This is a genomic window from Dietzia papillomatosis NBRC 105045, from assembly GCF_001570845.1.
Lineage (GTDB): Bacteria > Actinomycetota > Actinomycetes > Mycobacteriales > Mycobacteriaceae > Dietzia > Dietzia cinnamea.
Genome location: NZ_BCSL01000012.1, coordinates 51,696 through 73,060, shown reverse-complemented (window position 1 = coordinate 73,060; position 21,365 = coordinate 51,696). Strand labels below are relative to the sequence as shown.

General features: G+C 72.7%; 17 protein-coding genes. 7 read left to right on the top strand and 10 right to left on the bottom strand.

Going from position 1 to position 21,365, the window contains the following annotated elements:
• Positions 1-66: 66 nt before the first annotated feature.
• The gene (locus DPA01S_RS06130; RefSeq protein ID WP_061914696.1) at positions 67-954 is read right to left on the bottom strand and encodes a sulfurtransferase; all 888 of its coding nucleotides are present in this window, start codon (positions 952-954) and stop codon (positions 67-69) included.
• Between the two features lie 201 nt (positions 955-1,155).
• Complete coding sequence (clpB, locus tag DPA01S_RS06125; RefSeq protein ID WP_061914693.1) at positions 1,156-3,720, bottom strand: ATP-dependent chaperone ClpB; 2,565 nt, start codon at positions 3,718-3,720, stop codon at positions 1,156-1,158.
• Between the two features lie 185 nt (positions 3,721-3,905).
• On the opposite strand from clpB, the gene DPA01S_RS16745 reads away from it, so the two are divergent.
• Together DPA01S_RS16745 and DPA01S_RS16740 are read left to right on the top strand one after the other, a co-directional pair.
• On the top strand, positions 3,906-4,067 hold the full coding sequence (locus tag DPA01S_RS16745; RefSeq protein ID WP_157076964.1) for a hypothetical protein: 162 nt from the start codon (positions 3,906-3,908) through the stop codon (positions 4,065-4,067).
• A gap of 66 nt (positions 4,068-4,133) precedes the next feature.
• Positions 4,134-4,274, top strand: coding sequence for a hypothetical protein (locus tag DPA01S_RS16740; protein WP_157076963.1), 141 nt, complete (start codon positions 4,134-4,136; stop codon positions 4,272-4,274).
• Between the two features lie 58 nt (positions 4,275-4,332).
• On the opposite strand, the gene DPA01S_RS06120 is transcribed toward DPA01S_RS16740, so the two are convergent.
• Entirely contained in the window at positions 4,333-4,953 is a 621-nt protein-coding gene (locus DPA01S_RS06120) for a malonic semialdehyde reductase (protein WP_061914690.1), read from the bottom strand.
• A gap of 175 nt (positions 4,954-5,128) precedes the next feature.
• On the opposite strand from DPA01S_RS06120, the gene DPA01S_RS06115 reads away from it, so the two are divergent.
• Positions 5,129-5,920: an ROK family protein gene (locus DPA01S_RS06115; RefSeq protein WP_061914687.1), complete on the top strand. Its 792-nt coding sequence runs from the start codon at positions 5,129-5,131 to the stop codon at positions 5,918-5,920.
• Positions 5,921-5,929: 9 nt separating this feature from the next.
• Here the strand turns inward: DPA01S_RS06115 and DPA01S_RS06110 are convergent, their stop codons facing one another.
• Positions 5,930-9,295, bottom strand: coding sequence for a DEAD/DEAH box helicase (locus DPA01S_RS06110; RefSeq protein WP_061914684.1), 3,366 nt, complete (start codon positions 9,293-9,295; stop codon positions 5,930-5,932).
• A gap of 160 nt (positions 9,296-9,455) precedes the next feature.
• Here DPA01S_RS06110 and DPA01S_RS06105 point away from each other — a divergent pair, with 160 nt between their 5' ends.
• Positions 9,456-9,812: an ArsR/SmtB family transcription factor gene (locus tag DPA01S_RS06105; protein ID WP_061914680.1), complete on the top strand. Its 357-nt coding sequence runs from the start codon at positions 9,456-9,458 to the stop codon at positions 9,810-9,812.
• Positions 9,813-9,849: 37 nt separating this feature from the next.
• Complete coding sequence (locus tag DPA01S_RS06100) at positions 9,850-10,833, top strand: SRPBCC family protein (RefSeq protein WP_061914677.1); 984 nt, start codon at positions 9,850-9,852, stop codon at positions 10,831-10,833.
• Here the strand turns inward: DPA01S_RS06100 and DPA01S_RS06095 are convergent.
• Complete coding sequence (locus DPA01S_RS06095; RefSeq protein ID WP_061914674.1) at positions 10,794-11,870, bottom strand: DUF368 domain-containing protein; 1,077 nt, start codon at positions 11,868-11,870, stop codon at positions 10,794-10,796. The two genes, DPA01S_RS06100 and DPA01S_RS06095, sit on opposite strands and share 40 nt — an antisense overlap.
• Before the next feature lie 170 nt (positions 11,871-12,040).
• On the opposite strand from DPA01S_RS06095, the gene DPA01S_RS06090 reads away from it, so the two are divergent.
• On the top strand, positions 12,041-12,742 hold the full coding sequence (locus DPA01S_RS06090; RefSeq protein ID WP_061914672.1) for a hypothetical protein: 702 nt from the start codon (positions 12,041-12,043) through the stop codon (positions 12,740-12,742).
• A 60-nt stretch (positions 12,743-12,802) separates the two neighbouring features.
• Positions 12,803-14,107: an FAD-binding oxidoreductase gene (locus tag DPA01S_RS06085; RefSeq protein ID WP_061914669.1), complete on the top strand. Its 1,305-nt coding sequence runs from the start codon at positions 12,803-12,805 to the stop codon at positions 14,105-14,107.
• 36 nt (positions 14,108-14,143) lie between these two features.
• Here DPA01S_RS06085 and DPA01S_RS06080 read toward each other — a convergent pair whose 3' ends face one another.
• Genes DPA01S_RS06080 through DPA01S_RS06060 form a run of 5 tightly spaced genes read right to left on the bottom strand, consistent with a single transcriptional unit; the run spans position 14,144 to position 21,302 of the window.
• Positions 14,144-15,250 (bottom strand): hypothetical protein, encoded by a 1,107-nt coding sequence (locus DPA01S_RS06080; protein ID WP_157076962.1) that lies wholly within the window; start codon positions 15,248-15,250, stop codon positions 14,144-14,146.
• Entirely contained in the window at positions 15,247-16,086 is an 840-nt protein-coding gene (locus DPA01S_RS06075; RefSeq protein WP_061914666.1) for a carbon-nitrogen hydrolase family protein, read from the bottom strand. The genes DPA01S_RS06080 and DPA01S_RS06075 overlap by 4 nt, the downstream gene beginning before the upstream one ends.
• A gap of 16 nt (positions 16,087-16,102) precedes the next feature.
• Positions 16,103-18,766, bottom strand: coding sequence for an AMP-binding protein (locus DPA01S_RS06070; RefSeq protein WP_061914663.1), 2,664 nt, complete (start codon positions 18,764-18,766; stop codon positions 16,103-16,105).
• On the bottom strand, positions 18,763-19,812 hold the full coding sequence (locus DPA01S_RS06065) for an ABC transporter ATP-binding protein (protein ID WP_061914660.1): 1,050 nt from the start codon (positions 19,810-19,812) through the stop codon (positions 18,763-18,765). The genes DPA01S_RS06070 and DPA01S_RS06065 overlap by 4 nt, the downstream gene beginning before the upstream one ends.
• Complete coding sequence (locus DPA01S_RS06060; protein WP_061914743.1) at positions 19,809-21,302, bottom strand: ABC transporter permease; 1,494 nt, start codon at positions 21,300-21,302, stop codon at positions 19,809-19,811. The genes DPA01S_RS06065 and DPA01S_RS06060 overlap by 4 nt, the downstream gene beginning before the upstream one ends.
• Positions 21,303-21,365 lie beyond the last annotated feature (63 nt).

Genomic DNA, 21,365 nt, shown 5'->3' with positions numbered 1-21,365 from the left:
GCGCGTGGGCCCCTCCCGGTCCCGTGTGCGGCTGTGAACCGCGCCCGGACCGGCCGGAGGGGGTGACTAGCGGGGGTCCGGGCCGATCGCGATCGGCCGCTTCCGGTCCGCCGACCACTGCGACCACGAGCCTGGGAACAGCCGGCCCGTCTCGAGCCCCGCGACCTCCATCGCCGCGAGTGCGTGACAGGCGTGGATGCCCGAACCGCAGTAGACGACCGCGTCAGAACCGCTGGTCACGCCCACGTCTGCGAACATCCGGCGGATCTGCTCGGCCGGCAGGAAGCGGCCGCGCTCGTCGAGGAAATTCCCGGTGGGCATGTTGACCGCGCCCGGGATGTGGCCGGCGCGCGAGTCCATCGGCTCCGTGCGACCCTCGTAGCGCTCCGGGGTGCGGGCGTCGATGAGCACGCCCCGCTCGGGCCACGTCGCGGTGTCGTCGATCCCGACCGTCTGCATGTGATCCAGGTCGAACGTGAAGTTCCCGCGCGAGACCGGGTTGCCGGGCCCCACGGCGAGGTCCTCACCCTCCGCGATCCACGCCTTGAGACCGCCGTCGAGCAGGTGCACGTCCTTCTTGCCGGCCCACCGCATGAGCCACCAGGCGCGGGCGGCCGAGGTGTTGCCGAGGTCGTCGTAGATCACGACGCGACTGTCGTTGTCGATACCGACGCGGCGCATCGCGTCCTCGAAGTCCTCCGGCGAGGGCAACGGGTGCCGACCCTCGCGGACGTTGCGCTGGCCCGCGAGGTCGCCCGGCAGGTCCAGATACTGCGCGCCGGGGATGTGGCCGGACCAGTAATGCTCGCGCCCGAGCGCGTCACCGAGCTGCCAGCGCACGTCGAGGATGACGGGCGGGACCGGCAGGTTGGAGACGTCGTTGATCAGCTCGCGCGCCGTGACGAGAAGGGGGCTGTCGGGACGAGTGGTCGAGAGGACGGTGTCGCTGGTCACGTGGCCAGGATAGTTCGTACGGCGGCGTGGTGGGCGGCCCGATCCGGCTGCGGTGACAGGCTTCACGCCATCCGGCGCGGCTCGTCGACAAGTACGTTCCGTGCACATCGCCCGGGATCGGCGGGTACGGAACGCGCTTCTCGACGAGACGGGCCCGGTCACCGCGTTCCGGTGACCGGGCCCGTCGGGCGCCGCATCGGCTCAGCTCAGCTGGAGCGTCTCGCCGTCCTCGGCCAGCGAGACGCGCACGGTGTCGCCGTCGCGGACCTCGCCGCCGAGCAGCGCCCGGGCCAGCCGGTCGCCGATCGACTTCTGCACCAGTCGACGCAGCGGGCGCGCGCCGTAGGCCGGGTCGTAGCCGCGCCGGGCCAGCCAGCCCTTGGCGGCCTCGTCGACCTCGAGCACCAGTCGCCGGGCCTTCAGCCGCTCGGCGAGCTGGTCGATCTGGATGTCGACGATCGACTCCAGCTGCTCCTCGCTGAGGGCGTCGAAGACCACCACGTCATCCAGTCGGTTGATGAACTCCGGCTTGAACGCCCGCTTGACCGCGTCCATCATCTGCTCACGCGTGCCGCCCGCGCCCAGGTTCGAGGTGAGGACGAGGATGGTGTTGCGGAAGTCGACCGTGCGTCCCTGACCATCGGTCAGGCGACCGTCGTCGAGGACCTGCAGGAGGATGTCGAAGACGTCCGGGTGAGCCTTCTCCACCTCGTCGAGAAGGACGACCGTGTACGGCCTGCGGCGCACCGCCTCGGTGAGCTGGCCGCCGGCCTCGTAGCCGACGTAGCCCGGAGGGGCACCGACGAGTCGCGCGACCGAGTGCTTCTCCGAGTACTCGCTCATGTCGATCCGGACCATGGCGCGCTCGTCGTCGAACAGGAACTGGGCCAGTGATTTGGCCAGCTCCGTCTTACCGACGCCCGTCGGGCCGAGGAACAGGAACGAGCCGGTGGGCCGGTTGGGGTCGGCGACCCCGGCCCGGGCGCGGCGGACCGCGTCGGACACGGCCCGCACGGCCTCGTGCTGACCGACGACCCGGCGGCCGAGCTCGTCCTCCATCCGCAGCAGCTTCTCGGTCTCGCCCTCGAGCATCTTGCCCACGGGGATCCCGGTCCAGGCGGAGACGACCTCGGCGACGTCCTCGGGACCGACCTCCTCCTTGAGCATCGCGCCGGCCGCGGCCTCGCTCTCCTCCGCCTGCGCGAGCTGCTTCTCCAGCTCGGGCAGCCGTCCGTAGCGGATCTCGGCCACGCGGGCGTAGTCGCCGTCGCGCTCGGCCTTATCGGACTCGGTGCGCAGGGCGTCGAGCTCCTCCTTGATCCGCTGCACGCCCTCGATGGCGGTCTTCTCGTTCTGCCAGCGGGCGGTCAGCTCGGACAGCTTCTCCTTGGCGTCGGCGAGCTCGGCCTGCAGGGCGACCAGCCGGTCCTTGGACGCGGCGTCGGTCTCCTTCTGCAGAGCGACCTCCTCGATCTCCAGCCTGCGAACGATCCGCTCGGCGGCGTCGATCTCCTCGGGGCGCGAGTCGATCTCCATCTTGAGCCGGCTGGCGGCCTCGTCGACCAGGTCGATCGCCTTGTCGGGCAGGAACCGCTGCGTGATGTAGCGGTCCGAGAGCGTGGCGGCCGAGACCAGTGCGGAGTCGGTGATGCGCACGCCGTGGTGGACCTCGTAGCGCTCCTTGAGCCCGCGCAGGATGCCGACGGTGTCCTCGACGCTGGGCTCACCCACGTACACCTGCTGGAAGCGGCGCTCGAGGGCCGCGTCCTTCTCGATGTACTTGCGGTACTCGTCGAGGGTCGTGGCGCCGACCAGTCGCAGCTCGCCGCGGGCGAGCATCGGCTTGATCATGTTGCCGGCGTCCATCGAACCCTCGCCGGTCGCGCCGGCGCCGACGATCGTGTGGATCTCGTCGATGAACGTGATGATCTGGCCCTCGGCCGCGGTGATCTCGTCGAGCACGGCCTTGAGCCGCTCCTCGAACTCGCCGCGGTACTTCGCGCCCGCGACCATCGAGCCCAGGTCCAGCGAGAGCAGGGTCTTGCCCTTGAGGGACTCGGGGACGTCCCCGGCGACGATGCGGCGGGCCAGGCCCTCCACGATGGCGGTCTTGCCGACGCCGGGCTCACCGATGAGCACGGGGTTGTTCTTGGTGCGACGGGACAGAACCTGAACGACGCGGCGGATTTCCGAGTCGCGCCCGATGACCGGGTCGATCTTGCCCTCCCGCGCGCGGGCGGTGAGGTCCGTGGCGTACTTCTCGAGCGCCTGGTACTGGTCCTCGGGATTCTCCGTGGTCACGCGGGTGTTGCCGCGGACTGCGGTGAACGCCTGCTTGAGCGCCTCCTCGGTGGCGCCGAGCTCGTTCAGGAGCTTGGCCGCGTCTGCGTTTGTGGCGCCAGGAGCGCCACCTGCGGCGATGCCGACCAGGACGTGTTCGGTGGAGACGTAGTCGTCGCCCATCTCCGCCGCGAGGGTCTGGGAGTAGTTGACGACGGCGAGGGCGTCGCGATTCAAGTTGGGGGCGGCCATCCCCGAGCCCGACGCCTTGGGGTATCCGCTGACGAGGGCCTTGGCCTGGGCCAGGGCGAGCTGCGGGTCCACCCCGCAGGCCTGGAGGAGGGGGGTGGCGATCCCGTCCTGCTGCTCGAGCAGGGCGACGAGCAGGTGCCCGGGTCGCACATCCGGGTTACCCGCCGCGGACGCGGATTGGACGGCGGCCGAGAGAGCCGCCTGAGTCTTGGTCGTGGGGTTGAACTGGCTCATCGACCGGTCCTTTCTAGGCGTAGTGTTGAGCGTACTGGAATCAATACCGGCGTTGTTCGCTGCCGGACACTCTCTACAACGACTGTCGTATTGAGTCTATTCCACTCAGGTTAGAGGTCGCGCCACAAAGACCGCAGACTGTTGTGAACGAATGTCCACAATTGAAAAGACTCCATTACAGTCCGGTGGCCCGCGCCACCAGGTTCGTCATCTACGTCCTCGCGGTGGTGGTGCCGATCGCGACCGCGCTGGCCGTGGTCGGCACGACCCCCTCACTGCTGGAAAAGGTCCCCGCCGAGCACCGGGACACCACCATCCCGGGCGCGCCCCGGCCGCTGCACGGGTAATGGTCACCGCGACGGCCCGAGGACCACCCGCCGCCGGCCGGGCTCCGGGCCGACCTCGACTGCGCCATGATGACCACCGAAAGCGGACACATCGCCCACTGGCCGTGCGGACGTGAGATCCCCGTGTCGACCATCGGCGCGCCGCCGGGGGTCATCGGAGACATCGTCTGGGCCGTCGACGTCCTCGCCTGGACGACCGCCGGATGACGCCGACGGGCCGGGCGCCGCAGCGCCCGGCCCGTCGGGGAGGTGGAGGAGAGCTCGGTCAGAGGGTCTCGACGACCTCGTCGTACCCGAGCCGCGGGAGCCGGTCGAACCAGGCACCCTCCTCGGCCGGCTTGCCGATGTTGATGGCCACGAGCACGCGGTGGCGGCCGTCGGGGAAGAACTCCCGGGAGATCGCCTCGGCGTCGAAGCCGGTCATCGGACCCGCCGCGAGGCCGGCGGCACGGATCCCGATGATCGCGTAGCCGATCTGCAGCCCGGCGTTGAGTTCGGCCGTGCTCACGCGGGCGTCCTCGTCATCGGCGAACAGATCGCGCGCACCGGGGAAGTGCGGGAACTGCGTGGGCAGCTCGTCGTGGAAGTCGATGTCGGCCGCGAGCAGCGCGACGGCCGGGGCCGCGGCGGTCTTTGCGCGGTTACCCTCGGCGAGGAGCGGGAGCAGCCGGGCTTTGGCCTCCTCCGATCGGATGACGATGGCGCGCAGAGGCTGGGTGTTCATGGAGGTGGGCGCCCACTTCACCAGGTCGAAGATCGCGCGGATCTGCTCGTCGGTGACGGGCTCATCAGAGAAGGCGTTGGCCGTGCGCGCCTCGCGGAACAGGAGGTCCTGCGCCTGCTCGTCGAGGGCGAGCGCGTTCTGGGTGTTGAAAGTAGCGGTCATGTCTACTACTAACGACACGCGGCGACGTCCGATCTCCGGACTCCGCATGATCTCGGCCACACCCCGGCCGGCGGCCTATGTGCCGGCCCGGCGCGCGGTCACCGGCGGCAAACCCTCCGCGCACCCGCTACGAATAAGTGGTGAGAATGTAGGCACGAAAGAGGGAGGTGCGGCGATGCGCAACGGCGTGGTCGTGGACATCGGCGGCAGCGGGACGCGGATCGGTGCCGTGGTGGACGGCAACGTGGTGGGCGTCCACGGTGCCGAGGTCGCGACCGCCGAGGATCTCGCCACCGCGATCCTCGCCGTCGACCGCTCCCCCGCCGGGGTCGGGGTGTCGCTGAACGGCCACGTCGACGCGGACCGCGGGCGGGTCGTCATGTCGCGTGCCGCCGCGTGGGCGGAGGGCGACCTGCGCACCGAGCTGGTGTCGCTGATCGACGCGCCGGTCTCGGTCATCGGCGACGGCGACGCCCACGCCCTGGCGCTGACGCGGCTCCCGGACGTCGAGTTCGGCGGGATCGCCATCTCCCTCGGCTCGTCCCTGGCGTTCGGCGCACTCAACCACCACGGTGCGCTCATCCACCCGTGCGGCCACACCGGCTGGGACCTCGGGCACTGGCGGATCGTCGGCGACGGCACCAACACCGAGGCGTGGTGGGGACTGGGCGGGCACGGCCTGTACGACCTCGAGCGGGAGCACGGTGACGGCGCCGCCGAAATCTACGCCTACCGGCTCGGATCGTTCCTCGTGGACGCCGTCCAGCTCTTCCGCCCCCGGACGGTCCTGCTCACCGGCGGCATCGTCGTGGGGCTGGGCGAGGCGCTGCACGGACCGGTCGCCGAGCAGCTCCAGTCGCTGCCGATCACCGTGCCCATCCCGCGCGTGGTCTACTCGCCGTCGCGGGACACGGCGCTGTTCGGGGCGGCCGTCGCGGCGGGGCTGGCGCTGCCGGAGATGCGTTGAGTCGCGCGCCTACTCCAGCAGACCGCGCAGGTCGTCGGCGGTGAGCGCGGCGGAGAAGTGTTCTCCGCTGTCCAGGACGGAGGCGAACAGCTCGGCCTTGCGTTGCTGCAGCTCGACCACGCGTTCCTCGATGGTGTCGCGGGCGACCATGCGGTAGACCAGCACCGGGCGGGTCTGGCCGATGCGGTGCGCGCGGTCCACGGCCTGGGCCTCGGTCGCAGGGTTCCACCACGGGTCCAGCAGGAACACGTAGTCAGCGCCGACCAGGTTGAGCCCCACGCCGCCGGCCTTGAGACTGAGGCAGAACACCTGCGCGCCGCCCTCGGTGAACTCGCCGACGGCCCCGGCCCGATCCGTCGTGCTGCCGTCGAGGTGGGCCACGGTGATCCCCTCGTCGCGCAGGCGATCCACGACGGTGTCGAGGTAGGTGGTGAACTGGCTGAACACGAGCGCGCGGTGCCCCTCGGCCACCACCTCCCGCAGCGCGGCGATGAGCTCGTCGGTCTTCGCCGACGCGACGCCGAGATGGTCCGGGTCGACCAGGGAGGCGTCCAGGCACAGCCGCCGGAGCACGGTGAGCCCGGCGAGGACGCTGATGCGGTTGGACTCGAAGTCGTCGAGCAGCGCCAGCAGCGAGGCCCGCTGCCTCGCGAGCTCCCGTTCGTAGATCCGGCGGTGCGTGGCCGACAGCTCGATCTCCATCACCGCGTCCGTGCGCGGGGGCAGGTCGGCGGCCACGAGCTCCTTGCGCCGCCGCAGCAGGAACGGACGCAACCGCCTGCGCAGCCGCTCGAGCGTGGCCCGGTCCCCGTCCTTCTCGATGGGCGTGCGGAAGCGGGTGCGGAAGTCCTTGGCGTCGGGCAGCACGCCCCGGCACGACAGCGCCGCGACCGCCCACAGTTCGGTGAGGTTGTTCTCCATGGGCGTGCCCGTCACGGCGAGCAGGAAGTCCGCCCGCAGCCCGGCCAGCGCGGCGAAGAGCTTGGACCCCGGGTTCTTTGCCTGCTGGGCCTCGTCGAGGATCACGCCCGCCCACTCGACGCCCGCGTACGACTCGGCGTCCAGCCGCAGAACCGCGGCGGAGGTCACCACGATGTCGGACGCGGCCGCGTCCTCGGCGACCGTCGTCGTGGACCGGGCCTCGGTCGCAGACCGCCGCGACACCCGGAGCGAGGGGACGAACCGGCGCGCCTCGGCCTCCCAGTTGGGCACGACCGACGAGGGCGCCACGACGAGGAACGGTCCCGGCGGGCGGTCGCCGGCGGTCTCGTGCGCGTGGGCGATGAGCGCGAGCGACTGGATGGTCTTGCCCAGGCCCATGTCGTCGGCGAGGATCCCGCCGATCCGGTGCCGCCACAGCATGGCCAGCCAGTCCAGGCCCTGCTGCTGGTACGGCCGCAGGTCCGCCTCGAGCGCGGCGGGGGCCGGGACGGGCGCGGGGGTGTCGGCGGCCAGTTCGAGCAGCGCGCGCGCCCGCCCGGACGGTGGCTCGAGATCGTCAGCCAGCTCCGCGAGGTCCGCGAGCACCCCGGCCTGTCCGAGGCCGATCTTCACTCCCGCCCCGTCCGGCTCCCTGCCGACCCGCTCGGCGGAGGCCGCCATCGCCTCGTCGAGCAGCTCGCGCAGCTCGCCGAACCGCTCGAGGTCCACCGGGACGAGCAGCCCGTCCTCGGTGAGGAACTCGTCCTGCCCGGTGACCACCGCCCGGAAGATGGCGGCGAACGGGACGGGGCGGCCTTCGACGGTGACGGTGACCGTCAGTCCCAGCCAGTCGATCCCCGAGCGGTCGTCCTCGGTGGCCACGTGAATGCGCGGCCCCTCCGTGGCCCGGCGGATACTCGGCACCTCGTCGGCCAGCACCACGTGGACGCCGTCGAGTGCGCGGAGCTGCTCGAGACCGTCGGTCAGCAGCAGGCCCGCCTCCCGGCCGGCCACCCGCAGGGTGCCCTCGCCGAGGATCCAGCCCCAGCCCGCGTCGGAGACGGCCGTGGTCAGCGCGACGAGTGCGGGATCCCCGGGCAGCGGGGTGCCGATCCCCATCTCGGCCACGCCGAGGGGGCTCCGGCGCGCGACCTCGGTGTCGTCGGACATGCGCATCACGTCGACGCGGTGCCACTGCAGCATCAGTCCCAGCTCGTGGGTCGCACCGCCCGGGCCCGCCCCGGCGGGCGGCCGGATCGTCAGCTCGAGCTCGGCGCGGTCGAACCTGGGGAGTTCGAGCCGGCCGACGCGGTCGGTCACCGGGAACCTGTCGACGAGGTCGGGCAGGAAGTCCGCACAGAACTCAGGCACCGCGTCGTCGGGGACGGTCAGGGCGCGCCACAGCCGCAGCCGCCTGGCCACGCCGGGCCCCAGCCGCCCGACCGGGGACAGCTCCAGCACCCGGTCGTGGACCAGCGCGACCATGTCCCCGTGCTCCCCCACGAGGGCGCCGGGCAGGGGGCGGTCGCGGCCCTCGCCGTCGTCGCCGTCGCCCTCCCCGGTGCCGTGGGCGCCGCCGGGGCCGGAGCCGTCCGGCCCCGGCTCCACCTCCGCCGCGGCGACCACCACCAGTGCCGACCCGTCCGGGCTCCACGCGGTGAGGCCGACGCGGCGCGGCGGCCCGGGCAGGACCTCGAGCAGGCCGTCGCCGGGGACGATCTCCATCTCCGCCTCCGCGGCCGTGGTGATGAGCGGCCACAGGGCGGGGACCTCGGCGTCGCACAGGTCGAGCCAGACGCGCGCTTGGCGGTGACTGCGGGCGAGCGCGTCGACCGCCCGCAGCCACGCGGCCTGGGCGAGCGAGAGCCCGCCGTCCCAGCCGTAGCGCAGCCGGTCCCACTCGACGCCCGCCGACTTCCAGCGGCCACCGCTGCCGGGCACCACGATCCGCGCCTTGAGCCGGTTGCCGAGCCCCGGTTGCAGTCCGCCCGAGCCGCCGTCCGGGGCGAGTTCGTCGGGCACCACCGACAGTTGCAGCCCGACGAGCGGCGCCTCCTCGTACGCCCGGCCCGCGTCGACCGTGCGCAGGGATTCCTCGGCCTGACGCCGCCAGTCGGGCAGGCCGGCGTCCCGGTCGGCGATCGTCGCCGCGTACAGAATGACCGCGGCGGCGTGCTTGCAGTTCAGCGCGACGGGGCAGGTGCACATGCTGCGGCGCGGGCGCGAGTAGCCGTCCGCGTCGGGCGCCCCGAGGTGGACGGTCGTCGAGTACCAGGCGCGGCCGCCCCGGCCGCCGCTGCCCGCGACGTCCGCGTCGAGGCGGTGGGTGGCGGTGTCGTACCGCAGCTCCCGGATGCGCGTGGCGTCGACGTAGCCCCGGGCGCGGCCGAGCGCCGCCGCGCCCACGAAGGAGGCGACGTCGGTCTCGGGAACCCTCGGGAGCGATGCCTGCACGCCGTCAGGCTAGAGGACGACGACGACGAGACGGCCGCTCACCGGGCGGCACCCGCCCGTCCCTGTGGAGACGAAAGCGGGCTGTGGAATTCCGGCGCCCGGAGGGCGGCCCGCTACGGGGTGTTGACCCCGGGCGCGGGCAGACCTAACGTGATACCACATGGTTTCATGTCGAACGGATGAGGTGGCCCTCGACGACGAGGTGGACCGACTGTTCCGCGCGCTGGCCGACGGCACGCGGCGGGACATCCTCCGGCGGACGCTCGCCGGCGAGTCCACCGTCTCCGAACTGGCGGACCACTACGACATGTCGTTCGCGGCCGTCCGCAAGCACGTCAACGTCCTGGAGGAGGCGGGACTGATCAGTGACCACCGGATCGGCCGAGAGCGCCGGATCCGGGGCGATGTCGACGCGATCCGACGAGCGCAGAGCCTGCTCGACGGGTTCGAGGACATCTGGCGGGGACGCATCGACCGACTCGACGCCCTCCTCGCCGAGGAGCAGCACCACGAGTGACCCACGTCAGCACCATCCGCGAGGAAGAAGGCCCGTCATGCCGGTGACATCGGTGGACAAAGATCTCGACCAACTGACCCTGACCATCGTCGCCGAGTTCCCGGTGCCGGTGCGTCGCCTGTGGGACGCCTATGTCGACCCGCGGCAGATCGAACGCTTCTGGGGCCCGCCGACGTGGCCCGCCACCTTCACCCGGCACGCCGTGTTCCCCGGCGGCCGGACGGACTACTACATGACCGGGCCCGACGGCAGCCGCGCCCGCGGCTACTGGGAGTTCCTCGCGGTCGACGAGGGCCGATCGTTCGAGGTGCTCGACGGGTTCACCCGCGACGACGGCGCGCCCGACACGGACCTGCCCACCACGCGCATGGTGTTCAGCTTCGAGGCGACGGACACCGGCTCCCGCCTCACCACCACCTCCCACTTCGCCAGCCTCTCCGAACTCGAGCAGCTGGTCGCGATGGGCATGGAGGAGGGCACCCGCGAGGCGATGGGTCAGATCGACGCCGTCGTCGGCGACGACGCCAGCTTCGCGGCCCACGCCGGCACGCGGACGCAGCACCTCGACGACCGGACGGTCCGGTTCACCCGCGTCCTGCGCGGGACCCCGCAGCAGGTCTGGGACGCCCACCACGACCCCGCGGTCCTGGACCGGTGGTTCCACGGGCCGGACGGCTGGGCGCTCGTCGGGTGCCGGGTCGCGTCGGAACCCGGCGAGACCACGCGCTTCGAGTGGGCGCCCGAGGAGGGCGTCGAGGGCGAGCCGTTCGCCCTGACGGGTGAGCTGCTGGAGACCCACCCGCCACACCGCGAGGTGTTCACCGAGACGATGGAGGGCGCCGACGCGCCGCCCACCCGCAACGAGCAGACCCTCACCGCCGTGGAGGGCGGGACGCTGCTCACGCTCGTCATCACCTACGCGAGCGCCGAGCTGCGCGAGATGATCCTCGGCACCGGGATGGTCGACGGGATGGAGGTCGGCTACCGGCGGTTGGAGTCGGAGGTGCTGTCGGCGGCCTGATCGGTGGCGGCGGTGCCGGTGGCGGCGGTGCCGGTGGTCTTCCCGGCGAAGGCCTTCTCCACGGCCAGCACGATCAGCACCACCGCCACGCCGGCCACCACCGCGGCCAGGACGGCGGGCCAGTCCGACCCGGGCGCGAGCACGTCGGCCTCCTCCGTCTGCCACGGCCACAGCGCACGCAGCGAACCCAGCATGAGCCCGGCCATGGCGACGAGAGTGGGCTTGCGGAAGTCCTCGAGGAGCCGGTCGAGGACCTTGACGAACAGCGAGATGCCGACCAGCGCGCCGAGCGCGAAGACACCCAGGTAGGCGAAGTCTCGCTCGTCGACCGCCCCGAGCGTGGGGGCGTACAGGCCCATCGCCAGCAGCAGGTACGACCCGGACACCCCGGGCAGGACCAGGGCGCAGATCGCCACGGCCGCCGCCACGAACACCAGCAGGTAGGAGGGGTCGCTGATCGACCCGCTCGGCAACCCGGACAGGACGAACGCGAACGCGGCGCCGAGCACGAAGATCAGGCCCAGCACCCAGTTGCGCCCACCCGGGGTGGCCCGCGCCATCCCCAGCGGGACCGCGATGCTCGCGGCGACCATGCCCAGGAACAGGCCGCGGGCGATCTCGGGACTGCCCTCGACGAACCCCTTCATCACCCCGGCCACGGTGAACACCACCGCGAGCATGCCGATCGCCATCGGCAGCAGCAGCCACCAGTCGACGTGCCGGAACGCGGCGCGGGTGCGGGCCCGACGGTCCGGGCCCAGCGCGGCCGAGCGCAGGCCGTCCACCAGGTGCGCGCCGGAATCCAGCAACCGCGGGTAGACACCGGTCACCAGGGCCACCGTGCCGCCCGAGACGCCGGGGACCAGTTCGGCCATGCCGATGAGCGCGCCGCGGACGGCGTTGCCCACCATGCCCAGCGGGCCCGGCCGGGTCGGCACCGGCGAGCGCGGATCGAGATCGGCGTCGTCGACCGGGTCGTGCCCGGGTCCGACCGGGTCGCGGCGGGGGTGAGCGGGAGTCGACGGATCGGCAGCCATCGTCCCAGCATCCCCGACCGACGGGCCCGGGACCAAGCGACCCACCCGGCCGCGTCGCCACTGTGACCGACCCGGCACCCGTACGGCCACTAGAATCGCCCACTGACGCCGGGCATCCGATCGGGCGCCGGCCGGCCGATCGACCACCGGGCGGGAAGGGGGCACCGCGCATGCCGATGCACTACCCGCCGCTCGCCGACGGCACCTACCGCTACGGCGACCCACCCCGGCCCCTGCCCTCACCCGTGCCCGGCCCGGACGCCGACTCCCCGCCACCGCAGCCCCCGTCCCCGGCCCCCGACGGCGGTCCCGGCGCCGGCCCACCGCCCGTCCCGACCCCGCCGACGTCCCGCGTCCGCGGCGGCCTCGCGACGGCCGCCGTGTTCGGGGTGGCGGCGCTCGTCGTCGTCCTGGGCGTCGCCGTGTCCGGGCTGCTCCCCGGGCCGTGGTCGGACACCGGCTCCGACGTCGGCCGCGGCACCGACGCCGCGCGCGGGCCGATCCCCCAACTGCTCCCGCCGCCCGAACGGGCGCAGGGCTCGGCGGCGTTCGCGGTCGACGGCACGTTCACCGTGGTCTCTACGCCCGCGGACCCCGTCTCCGGTGACGACACCGCTTGCGACCTGCCCGTCTCCCTGTCCGACATCGGCGAGGGCACCACCATCACGCTCCTCGAGAGGTCGACGTCCTTCATCACAACCGCCCGGCTCGCCTACTCCGGCGGCGACCTGGCCTCGTGCACGTTCACGTTCGCGTTCCCCGACGTCCCCGCGGGCGGTTCCTACTACGTGGTGGAACTGCCCGGCCGCGGCCAGCTGACCTACACCGAGGACGAGCTGCGCGCGGGCGTCGACATCACCCTGGGCAGGTGAACGGCGCCGCGCGGATAGGGTGGGGATGGTGACGACGACGAGACGGGAGGTGCCCGGAACGTGAGCGACGACCCCGGACCGGAGCCTGCCGACGAGCCGTTCCACGACCACGACGTGGAGCGCCTCGTCGCGGACATCGACCTCGACCCGTTCCTCGGTCGACGACACGACCCGTTGGCCGAGCCGCTCGACGAGCCCGCCGAGGTGGGCGCGCAGGCGCCGCCGCTGCTCGCGCTGCGCGACCTGCTCGCCGACGACCGCTTCCCCGGCCTGTTCGCCCGCGCGCTCCGCGCCGCCGACCCCGACTTCCGCGAGCTGTTCCCCCGCGACGCCACGCCTGTGCTCCGCGAGTTCGTCCGCGCCATGACCTGGGCGTTCGAGACCACCGAGTACGCCCACGGTGACCGGTCGAAGGTCGAGGAGGTCGTCGAGTTCGCCCGGGACCTCGGCGCCGACCACCGCAAACTCGACCTCGCGCCCCGCCACCACCAGCGCTTCGGCGAAGCGCTGACCCACACACTGCGTCACCTGGCCGGGCGTAGCTGGGACGACCGGCTCGAGACCACCCTGGCGACCGCGTACCGGGTGCTGTCGACCGCCCTCCAACAGGGCGCGGCCGCCGGCGAGGGGCCCGCGCGCGTCGGCGCCACCGTCGTGGAGGTGCTGCGCCCCACCCGCGACGTCGTGGTGGTGCGGCTCATCAGCGACGTGATGGTCGACTACCACCCCGGCCAGTACCTCAGCGTGCTCACGCCCTACTCCCCCGGCGTGTGGCGGCGGCTCAGCCCGTCGATCCCCTCGAACCCGGCCGGGCAGATCGAGTTCCACATCCGCGACGTGCCCGGCGGCGCCCTCAGCGGCTCGCTCGTCCGCGGCGTCGGCGTGGGCGACCGCTGGGTGCTCGCCCGGCCGCTCGGCCTGCTCGAGGTGGACCGCTCCGAGCCGTTCCGCGACGTGCTCATGATCGGCGGCGGCACCGGCATCGCCCCGCTGCGCTGCCTGCTGCTCGACATGATGCGCCACGGCCACAACCCGCGCGTGCACCTGTTCTACGGGGCCCGCTTCCCCGGCGACCTCTACGACCTGCCCACGCTCGTCGATCTCGCCGCGACCGCCCCGTGGCTGACCATCCAGCCCGTCGCCGAGGAGGACGAGGATCCCTGGTGGGCCGGGCCGCGCCAGGAGTTGCCCCGCACGCTGCACCGTCGGCAGACCGGGACGCTGGTCGAGGCGGTCACGCAGTGGGGGTCGTGGGCCGACCGGCAGGTGATCGTGTCGGGGTCTCCGGAGATGTTGCGCGCGACCGTCCGCGGCCTGGTCGCGGCGGGCACCCCGCGGGAGAACATCAGCTTCGACCGGCCCTGAGCGGCCGCGGGCGACCGAAGAGGCCCGTCGCCCGGGTCAGCCGGCCGCCGTGCCTGCGTCGTTCGTCTCGTCGCCGGACGTGTCGTCGCCCTCCGCCTCGCCGCCGGCGGGTTCGACGGTCGTCGAGGTCGAGGTGGAAGTCGAGGTCGCGGTGGTCGGCGAGGTGACCGTGGTCGTGGTGCCGGTGGTGGTGGTCTGGCTCGTCCGACTCGTGGACCTCGGCGACGAGGTCGCGCTGGTCGTCGCGTCGCAGGACTCGAACACGCGCCGGAAGCGGTCCGGCACGCCGAGCTGCTGCAGCTGCTCACGGCACACGTCGGATGCCGGCTCCGCGAGGAACTGCCATGAGTCGTCCCGCCACGAGAACAACTCCAGCTCGCCGCTCTCGCGGGTGACCAGCAGGAAGCGCTCGTCGCACTCGCGGACGGTCGTGCCGCGGCCGAGCTCGCCGGCGATGAACTCCGACCTGCAACGCTCGGCGGCGCTGGGCGGGCCGGTCGTCGTGGGCGTGGTCGACGTGGTGGTCCGCGACGTCGTCGGCGTGGTCGTCATCGTCGATGTGGTGGGCGCCGTGGCGACCGGCTCCTCGCCGCCCCCGGCAGCGGTGACCAGCCAGATCACCAGCGCCGCCACCAGGGCGAGCGCCAACAGCACGGCGGCGATCATCCACGGCGTCGACCCGCCGCCGCCATCCCCGTCGCTGCGGAAGCCACCGTCGCCGGGCGGGATGTCGCCGGGCGGCGGGACGTCCCCGGTCGGATACGCGGGGGGCGTCGGGCCGGCCGGGCCCGTCGGGTGGACACCTCCGGTCGGGTACCCCGCCGCGCCGCCTGCACCCGCCGCACCCGCCGCACCCACAGCGGGGTACCGGGACCACGCCGTGCTCGACGCGCCGCCCGGGACCGGCGGCAGATGCTCGGTTGCGGGGTCCGCGGGTGGGAAGCGCTCGGTCGCGGGGTCCGCAGGTGGGAAGCGCTCGGTCGGCGGATCGACCGGCGACAAGCGCTCGGTGGGCGGGTCAGCAGGCCCCGCAGCCCCCGGGTCGGCGGGATCGGCCGCCGGGGTCGGCTCGGTGGGCGCGTCGCCGGCGCGGTCCGGATCTGCGGGATCGTCGCCCCGGCGTGGGCCGCCCGGTCCGCTCACCGCGGGATCTTCCCGTGCGACTCCTCCGTGACACGCCCGTTCGCGAGCACGGGGATGACCTTCCGGATATCGGTGACCTCGTCGTCGTCGACCTCCACGACCATCAGCCCCGCGTCGGGACCGGCCTCGGAGCGCACGGTCCCGTCCGGCCCGACGAGCAGCGAGTGACCGACTCCGGTGGGTGCGCCGCGCTTGACCTCGACGCCCTCGACGGCCGGGTCGGCCTGTCCCACGGCGAGCAGGAAGGTCGTCGAGTCGAGCGCGCGCGCCCGGGCGAGCAGCCGCCACTGGTCGACCTTGCCCGGCCCGGCGCCCCATGACGCGCTGCACAGGGTGAGGCGCGCGCCGGCGGACGCGAGCGCGGTGTACTGGCCGGGGAACCGGATGTCGTAACAGACGCTCAGGCCGACCCCCACGCCGTCGACCGTCACCACGCGCGTCGCGTCACCGGGCTCGACGGTGTCGGACTCGGCGAACCCGAACGCGTCGAACAGGTGGATCTTGTCGTAGCCCGTGTGGATCTCCTCGCCGCCGCCGGTGGGTCCCGTGACCAGGAGGGTGTTGCGGACGCGGCCGCCCCGACCGGGCGTGAACATACCGACGACGACGAGGACACCGTGCTCACGGGCGGAATCGGCCACGGCACTCGCCCACGGGCCCTCGAGGGGTTCGGCGATCTCGTCGAGTCGACCGGCCCCGAACGCGCGCATGGTGGCTTCGGGGAACACCACGATGCGAGCCGACTGCGCCGCGGCCTCGGCCACCGACTCGCGGACCAGTCGGAGGTTGTCCTGCGGGTCGCGTCCGGTCAGGATCTGGGCGGCGGCGATGCGCACGGCGGTCCTCCTCTGGCTAAGGGCTGGCGGCACGAGCACGACGGTACCGGTGACCTCCGACGCTACCCGCGGCCCGCGGTGCCCCTCGCCCGAGACGGCGACAGGCCGTCGCCCCGCGCTCCCACATCCACCACGCCGCCAGCCCCGCGGCGAGCGACGCCGCCCAGGACAACCACGGATGCCCTGCGTCCCGGATCGGCGGGTACACCAAGAAGTGGGTGAGATAGATGAACAACGACGCCGCCGCGAGGGGCGTTACCATGCGTGCCACCGGCCGCGGCAACCGGACGGAGGGGATCCAGATCAGGGCGAGGATCCCCGCGATGATCACCAGTTCCCTGGCGGGATGCCCGAACCACCCCGGCACGCAGACCACCGCCACCGCCGTGCAGGCCAGGCGCGCCCACACCGCCGCGCCGCGCGACCCCCGGGCCACACCGGCGTGTTCGGCGCGCGCCACGGCCCACCCGAGCCCGAACAACCAGAGCACCGCCGGCGCGGAGTACCACACGAGCGGACCGCCACCGAGGTCGACCACGCCGTAGCGCACGAGCAGACCGAGGGCGATCAGAGCAGCCGGTACGGCGAAGGGGAGGCGGGAGTCGAGACGACTCACCGCGGGCACGGCCATGACCGCGGCCACGAGCACCAGCAGGTAGACGGAGGCCTCGACGAACCACATCTGCCAGGGATTCCACCACCGGTCGTCGGACCAGGACCGTGGCCCCAGGACGTGCGTCGCCAGCAGCGGCGAGTACCAGTGGTAGCGGCTGGTGAACGGGGTGACGATCAGCAGCCACACGACGGCGGGCAGCGCGATCCTCGACGCGGTCCTGAGGACGCCGCGGGCACGCTCCCCCGCGCTCCCCGGGTTCAGACGGAAACGTGCCAGCGAGTATCCGACCAGCGCGATGAGGACGTGCGCGCCACCGTAGACCTCCATCGCCCGCGTGTGCCCGCCGACGATCGTCAGGATGAACACCGCGCGGAGGACGATCGAGGTGTCCATGCGCGCCCACGACCGCCACGGTCGCCGGCGCGACCTCGGAGCCGGCATCCGTGCGACGGTGATGCCGTCGAGTTCCGCGAGCGGACGCAGATGCCAGTCCCGCGGTAGCCCGGGGACGCGCTGCTCGAGTCGCGCCGAGAGCACCACATAGGTCAGAGAATCGCCCCCGAGGTCCACGAACGTCGCGTCGGGAGGGCACGCGTCCAACCCGAGAGCGTCCGCCACCAGCGCACTCGGAGGGGCGGTCTCGGACCCGCCGGGCTCTCGGGACCGCTGCGCGACGAGCGCGCGCAGGGCCACCTGGTCGACCTTGCCGGCGGCCGTGCGGGGGTAGTCGGCCAACACGAGGACGTCCACCGCCGACGGGGGAAGCCCCGACGCGTCCGCGGCCGCAGCCGCAACCGCCGAGGAGTCCGACCGCTCGCGGGTGACCACCACCAACCGGTCCGGCTCACCGACGCAGGAGACGTCGAACCCCCGGCCGGCGAGGTTCGATTCGACCCGTCCCAGGTCGATGCGGTGACCGAAGACCTTGGTCTCGCGACCCATCCGCCCGACGATCTCCACGAGGCCGTCCTCGGTGATCCGGGCGAGGTCCCCCGTCCGGAGCTCCTCGAGCTCGGGGCCCCGGCCGAGATCGGCGGGCGTCGTGGCGTACCCCATCATCACATTGGGTCCGCGGTAGACGAGCTCGCCGGGCTCGTCGAACCCGGCTCCGCGCGGACGGTCCACGCGGAACTCACCGCCGGGGATCGCGATGCCGACCGCCCCCGGGCGCGTGCGCGCGAGGTGGGCGGGCAGGTATCCCATCCGTGCCGTGGCCTCGGTCTGGCCGTACATCACCACGAGCTCGGCGCCCCGGGCCTCCAGATACGAGGCCACCCGACGCACCGCGTCTGGGGCCAGCCGACCGCCGGCCTGGGTGAGATAGCGCAGGCGGGTGAGACCGTCCAGTCGCTCCAGGCCCACGCGCTCCAGGAGCTCCACGGTGTGGGGGACCGCCGCGAACGTCGTCGCCCCGTGGGCTGCCGCGCGCTCCCAGAACGCCGGCCTCGAGACCGAGTCGGTGTTGAGGATCACCCCGGCGCCGGCGAGCAGGTGACTGTGCAGCACGGACAAGCCGTAGCAGTAGTGCGGTGGCAGGGTCGTGATGGCCCGGTCCGTCGGCCGGATACGCAGGTACTCGACGATCGATGCCGCATTGGCCAGCACCGCCGCGCGGGACTGGCGTACCAGCTTGGGAGTGCCGGTCGACCCCGAGGTGCTCATCAGCAGTGCGAGGTCGTCGTGGAGGTCGTACCGCGGCGACGCGGTGTGCACGCCGCGCGGCACCGGGGCGCCATCCCCCGCCACGAGATCCGGCGGCCACGCGGCGAGGATCGCGTCGGCGGCGGGCCCCTCCGGGGGCAGGAGCATCACCACGTGGCCGGCCTCGTGGGCGGCGAGGTAATCCACGAGGAAGGCGAGCGTGTTCGCCGCCACCAGGCCGATCAGCCTGCGCCCGCTGGAGACTTGCGGGTAGTCGGCCGCACGCGCTGCGCACATCTGCGACAGCGCCGAGTAGGTGATCTCGTTCCCGTCCGCCACCACGGCGACCGCGCCCGCTCGCCGCGTGAACGTGGAGACCACCCCGATCGGCGACGGGCGCCGCTCCGTCGGTGTGGCCGTCACGATGGGGCCCCGGACACCCGGCCCACCCCGACCACGGCGAGACTCACCTCGTCGCCGATCTCGGGAGCGTCCTGAGGCCGGCACCGAGCGACGATCCGGCGCTCACCGCGCACCTCGACCTCACACCGCACCGCCGACCCGAGGAATCGTGCGTCACGGACCACCCCCTCGACCCCACCGGACCCCACCGGCCCCAGGGCGACCTGCTCGGTCCGGACCGTCAGCGAGACGAGCCCGTTCACCGTGCGGTCCTGGACACGGACCCCGCCCAGCTCCGTGGAGACGATGCCCTCCCGGCTGTGACCCGACAGATGGACGACCTCCCCGAAGAACTCGGCCGTCGCGTCGTCGGCGGGGCGCAGGTAGACCTCACGGGGTCGGTCGACCTGGACGAATGTACCCTCCCGCATCACGGCGACACGGTCGGCGAAGGACAGTGCCTCTTCATGGTCGTGCGTCACCAGCAGAGTGGTCACCCCGCCCGCCCGGAGGACCTCCGCCACCCCGGTCCGGATCGCGGACCGCAGGCCGGCGTCGAGCGCGGAGAAGGACTCGTCGAGCAGCACGACGTCCGGGGACTGCGCCAGAGCCCGGGCCACCGCCACGCGCTGCTGCTGACCTCCCGACAACTGGTCGGGTCGCAACGACGCCATACCGGGGTCGAGGGACACCCGTCTCATCAGTCCGGACACCCGCTCCGCGGTCCGTTCACGCCGCTTCAGCCCGAACCCAATGTTCGCGCCCACGGTGAGGTGCGGGAAGAGCGCACCGTCCTGGGGCACATAGCCGATGCGGCGCCGGTGGGCGGGGACCGACCGCCGCCCGACGAGTTCACGTCCCCCCAACCGGACGGACCCGCTGTCCGGGTGTTCGAATCCGGCGATCACCCGCAACAGGGTCGTCTTCCCGCATCCGGACGGCCCCACCACCGCCACCGATCCACCTGCCGGGATGTCGAGGTCCAGATCGCGGAGAACCGAACGTCCGCCGAACGACTTCGCCACACCGCGCACCGCGAGATCCCCCGGGCTACCCTGCGTGGTCATCGCCCACCTGCCGTCGCCTGCCTCAGGAGGAGGTATGTCACGGGCGCCGACATCACGATCATGATCGCCGCGAACGGCGCGGCCGCCGCGTAGTCCAGATCAAGGCTCAAGCTCCAGAAGCGGGTCGCCAGGGTGCCGGTCCCCGCCGGCGAGAGCAACAGGGTCGCGGTCAACTCGTTGACGACGGCCAGGAAGACCAGCGCGAACGCGACGAGCATCGAGGGGGCGGCGCGCCGCAGGGTGATCGTGACCACTGCGTTCAGCGGCGGCCGACCGAGAGCCCGGGCGGCCTCCTCGAGTCGCTCCGGCGCCTGGGCGAGCCCCGCCCGCAGTGTCACGAGCGCGCGCGGGATGAACAGGACGACGTAGGCCGTCACCACCAGGGCCACCGTCTGATACACCTGCGGCAGCACACGGATGACGACCGTCGTCAGCGCGAGCGCGACGACGATGCCGGGTATCGAGCTGGCGACGTAGTTCGCGGCATCGGCCACACGGGAGAACGCACCGGGGTGCCGTACCGTCATCCACGCCACGGGCAGAGCGAGGAGGACGCACCCGGCGGCGCCGTACACCCCGTACCCGACCGACTGCACGAGCGCCTCGCCGATCCCCTGGTCGACCCAGATCTCGGCCCCGCCCACGAGCAGCCACCGCATCACCACGACGAGCGGCACGCCCAGAGAGGCACCGACCACCCCCGCGCAGGCCACGAGCACCACGGGCGTCCACCACCCGAGTCGGACCCGGTTCCGGCGCCTCGCCGCCCCCGCGCCGACCCGGGCGTAGCGGGCGCGGCCACGGGCGCCCGCCTCCGCCGACAGGAGGATCAGACACAGGATCACCAGGACACCGGCCAGGGCGCCCCCTGCCGCCGAGGCGTACGTCGATTGGTACTGCTCGACTATGGCGGTGGTGAACGTGTCGAACCGGATCATCGAGAACGCGCCGTACTCGGCCAACAGATGCAGCGCGACCAGCAGCGCGCCCCCGAGCACCGCCAGCCTGAGCTGGGGAACCACCACCCGCAGGGCCACCGCCGCGCCGGACAGGCCCAGTGAGCGCGCCACTTCCTCCTCGGCCGGGTCGATCCATCTCAGGGTGGCAGCGGCTGGCAGGTAGACTAGCGGGAAATAGGCCGAGACCGCTATGAGCACGCCTCCTCCGAGGCCGCCGATCGAGGGGTCCACCCCGAGCCACGCGTAGCTGGTGACGAACGCGGGCACCGCGAGCGGAGCGGCCAGGAGCACACCCCACACACGACGGCCCGGGAGGTCCGTACGTTCGACGACCCAGGCCGCGGCGACCCCGATCACCACCGCGAGGGGGACGGTCACCACGACGAGCGCGACGGTCGACCAGAAGAGGCGGGCCACGCGTTCGCGAAACACCAGCTCAGCCAGGCGCGACGGAGCGATGTCGGCCGCGAGCCACGCGACATATCCCACCGGGAGGAGCAGGAGCAGCGTCACCGCCCCCACGACGAGCATCAACGGCAGCGGTGGGCGGCGATGCCGGGGCGGGACCGGCCCGGGTGGCCTCGTCCGGGCCGC

Bases quoted from the DNA above. Each gene is read 5' to 3' on its own strand.
- DPA01S_RS06105 (WP_061914680.1), top strand. From the start codon at position 9,456: ATGGTTTCATGTCGAACGGATGAGGTGGCCCTCGACGACGAGGTGGAC.
- DPA01S_RS06095 (WP_061914674.1), bottom strand. From the start codon at position 11,870: ATGGCTGCCGATCCGTCGACTCCCGCTCACCCCCGCCGCGACCCGGTC.
- DPA01S_RS06100 (WP_061914677.1), top strand. From the start codon at position 9,850: ATGCCGGTGACATCGGTGGACAAAGATCTCGACCAACTGACCCTGACC.
- DPA01S_RS06115 (WP_061914687.1), top strand. From the start codon at position 5,129: ATGCGCAACGGCGTGGTCGTGGACATCGGCGGCAGCGGGACGCGGATC.
- DPA01S_RS06090 (WP_061914672.1), top strand. From the start codon at position 12,041: ATGCCGATGCACTACCCGCCGCTCGCCGACGGCACCTACCGCTACGGC.
- DPA01S_RS06065 (WP_061914660.1), bottom strand. From the start codon at position 19,812: ATGACCACGCAGGGTAGCCCGGGGGATCTCGCGGTGCGCGGTGTGGCG.
- DPA01S_RS06120 (WP_061914690.1), bottom strand. From the start codon at position 4,953: ATGACCGCTACTTTCAACACCCAGAACGCGCTCGCCCTCGACGAGCAG.
- DPA01S_RS06060 (WP_061914743.1), bottom strand. From the start codon at position 21,302: ATGCTCGTCGTGGGGGCGGTGACGCTGCTCCTGCTCCTCCCGGTGGGA.
- DPA01S_RS16740 (WP_157076963.1), top strand. From the start codon at position 4,134: ATGATGACCACCGAAAGCGGACACATCGCCCACTGGCCGTGCGGACGT.
- clpB (WP_061914693.1), bottom strand. From the start codon at position 3,720: ATGAGCCAGTTCAACCCCACGACCAAGACTCAGGCGGCTCTCTCGGCC.